This window comes from Paracraurococcus ruber (assembly GCF_004353985.1).
Classification (GTDB): Bacteria; Pseudomonadota; Alphaproteobacteria; order Acetobacterales; family Acetobacteraceae; genus Paracraurococcus; species Paracraurococcus ruber.
The window spans coordinates 1-2,754 of the sequence record NZ_SMOA01000469.1; the positions used below are offsets into that span (position 1 = coordinate 1).

Annotated in this window: 4 protein-coding genes; 1 reads left to right on the forward strand and 3 read right to left on the reverse strand. The window is 75.6% G+C overall.

Annotation, left to right across the window (positions count from 1 at the left end; translation table 11 throughout):
* Both E2C05_RS30830 and uraH read right to left on the reverse strand, forming a co-directional pair.
* A partial coding sequence (locus E2C05_RS30830; protein ID WP_133223430.1) for a hypothetical protein occupies positions 1-230 on the reverse strand: 230 nt, incomplete at its 3' end.
* 35 nt (positions 231-265) lie between these two features.
* The gene (gene uraH, locus E2C05_RS30835; protein ID WP_133223431.1) at positions 266-622 is read right to left on the reverse strand and encodes a hydroxyisourate hydrolase; all 357 of its coding nucleotides are present in this window, start codon (positions 620-622) and stop codon (positions 266-268) included.
* Between the two features lie 108 nt (positions 623-730).
* Between uraH and E2C05_RS30840 the strand changes: the two genes are divergently transcribed.
* Positions 731-2,011: a M20 family metallo-hydrolase gene (locus E2C05_RS30840; protein WP_133223432.1), complete on the forward strand. Its 1,281-nt coding sequence runs from the start codon at positions 731-733 to the stop codon at positions 2,009-2,011.
* Between the two features lie 194 nt (positions 2,012-2,205).
* Here E2C05_RS30840 and E2C05_RS33645 read toward each other — a convergent pair.
* Positions 2,206-2,754 (reverse strand): hypothetical protein (locus tag E2C05_RS33645; RefSeq protein ID WP_205083199.1); only part of this gene is annotated, 549 nt, incomplete at its 5' end.

The window sequence follows — 2,754 nt, forward strand, 5'->3', positions numbered from 1 at the left end:
GCCGACCCGGCCGGCAGCCCCGCCGGGCCGGGCTCCGGCGGGCCGGCCAGCCCGCCAAGCTCGACCAGCAGCCGCAGCACCTCCACCCGGCCATGCGATGCGGCCAGCGCCACCGGGTCGCATTCCCCCGCCTCGGCCGGGGCCGCCAGGCCCGGCTCGGCCCGCAGCCGGTCCTCGACCATGGCCGCGTCGCCGTCCCGGATGGCCTGTTCGAACCGGGCGTCCTGCATCGATCACCTCTCCTGCCAGGGGAGAGGCGAGAACGTCACGACCCCCGGTAGGTTGTGTAGCCATAGGGGGAGCAGTTCAGCGGCACGTGGTAGTGCCCCTGCCCGGCCTGCAGGGTGACCCGCACCGGCACGACATCGAGATAGGGCGGGTCCTGGGTCAGGCCGGTATCGGCGAAATAGGCGCCGACATGGAAGCGCAGCTCGTAGCAGCCGGGGACGAAGCCGGCTTCCGGCAGCAGCGGCTGGCTGGCGCGGCCATCGGCGTTGGTGACGGTGGTGACGACATGCGCCGGCTCCGGCGCCAGGCGCCAGAGCTCGACCGTCACCCCGGCGCCGGGCCGGCCGCGGGCGGTGTCAAGGATGTGGGTGCTCAGGTAGCTGTCATGTGCCATGGCGGGGTCCCTCCGTCCTTCGCGTCCTATCATGGCGCGGTCGCGGGGTCCTTGACGGCCCCGGCCCGCGCGCGCTTCAGCGGCGGCAAGCAATGGGGGAGTGTCGGGATGGGCACGGTGGTGGCGCCGAACGCGGTGGCGGCGGTCAGCGAGGCGCGGCAATGGGACCGGCTGATGGCCTTGGCGCGGATCGGCGCCTTCGCCGGCGCCGATGGGTCGCCGGGCGTGAACCGCCCCTGCCTGACGCCGCTGGACCGGGAGGCGCGGCGGCTGCTCATCGGCTGGGGCCAGGCGATCGGCCTCGCCGCCTCGGTGGACCCGCTGGGCAACCTCTTCCTCCGGCGGGAGGGGACGGAGCGGGGCCTCGCCCCGGTGCTGGCCGGCAGCCACATGGACAGCCAGCCGGCCGGCGGCCGCTTCGACGGCATCTGGGGCGTGGTCGCGGCGCTGGAGGCGGTGCAGGCGCTGCACGAGGCGGGGCAGCGCACCCGCCGGCCGATCGAGATCGTCGCCTGGACCAATGAGGAAGGCGGCCGCTTCGCTCCGGGCTGCATGGGCAGCATGGCCTATGCCGGCTTCAAGCCGGCCGGCAGCTGGGACGCGGTGACGGATGGCGACGGCATCCGCTTCGGCGACGCGCTGCGGGAACACCTGCGGCTGGAAGCCGACCTGCCGCGCCGCCCGCTCGGCGTGGTCGAGGGCCCGGCGCCGCATGCCTATGTCGAGGCGCATATCGAGCAGGGGCCGGTGCTGGAGCGCGAGGGGCTCGACATCGGCATCGTCACCGGCATCCAGGGCAGCCGCTGGTTCCTGGTGGAGCTGACCGGCGAGAGCGCGCATGCCGGCACCGCCCCCGTCTCCCTGCGGCGCGACGCGGTGCAGGACATGGTCCGCGCCATCACCGCGCTGAACGCGCTGATGGAGGACCCGACCGACGTGCTGCGCTTCACCGTGGCGCGGATCGAGGTCGCCCCCAACAGCTCCAACAGCGTCGCCGAGACGGTGCGCTTCACCATCGACTTCCGCCACCCGGACAAGGCGGTGCTGCTGCAGCGCGGCGACGCCATCGACGCGACGATCCGCGCCGCGGTGCGGAATTGCGACGTGACGGTGACCGAGCGCTTCCACGCCCTGCCGGTGGAATTCGCGCCCGAGGTGACGGAGGCGGTGGCCCGCGCCGCGGCGGCGCAGGGGCTGGGCGCGCGGCGCATGCCCTCCGGCGCCTTCCACGACGCGCAGTTCATGGTGCCGCTCTGCCCGACCGGCATGATCTTCGTCCCCAGCCGCCGCGGCATCAGCCACAACCCGGCGGAGTATTCCTCGCCCGAGCAGCTGGCCCGCGGCGCGCGGGTGCTGGCGCAGGTGCTGTGGGAGCTGGCGAGCGGCTGAAGCGGTTGCCGTTCGCCAAGGCGCAGGGCAACCGCTCCAGCCATTTGGATCCACGAGCATCTTCACCCGCGCAGATGCGTCCTCCCGAGCGGGATCTGCGCTAGGTCGGCCCGCCTGGCCGCCTGACCGGGCGCGCCCCGCCTGGCCATCGGGTGCGGGGCCGGCGGCGTGCCCGGTGCCGCGGGCCGCGGTCGTCAGCCCGCCGGGTCGGTCGCCGCCTGCCCCGGGGCCGCGATCCGGCTGAAGACCCGGGCGCGGCAGCCGCCGGCGCCCGGCGCCGCCACCTCCCCGGCATCCTGCAGCCCCGGGGAGAGCGCCGCCGGATCGGCCGGCAGCGCCAGGACCGGCGGCTGCGACGGCGGGTGGTAGAGGCCGGGCGGCAGCGCCTCCGGCTGGCCGGCCACCAGCAGCAGCACCAGGTCGGCGCGGTCCAGCGCCGCCCGCAGCGCCGCCGGGTCGGGCACGCTCCGCAACTCCTCCCAGCGGATCCGGCGGCCCAGGCGATGCGCGGCGTGGTTCACCTGCACCGGGTTGAAGCCATCCGTGTTGCCCAGCAGCAGCAGGCGCGGCGTCCCCGTCGCGGGCAGGGAGGGGCCGAGCACCCGCCAGTCGCAGGTCAGGTTCGGCCGTCCCTGCAGCTCCGCCAGGCCGGCCAGCCCGGGCAGCGGCGGCAGTGCCGGCGCGGCCGCGACCAGCAGCGCCTGCACCCCGGCCAGCGCCGCGGCGGCGCCCAGGGCCGGGCG

Excerpts from the sequence above, each read along its gene's own strand:
- uraH (WP_133223431.1), bottom strand. The coding sequence starts at position 622 with ATGGCACATGACAGCTACCTGAGCACCCACATCCTTGACACCGCCCGC.
- E2C05_RS30840 (WP_133223432.1), top strand. The coding sequence starts at position 731 with ATGGGCACGGTGGTGGCGCCGAACGCGGTGGCGGCGGTCAGCGAGGCG.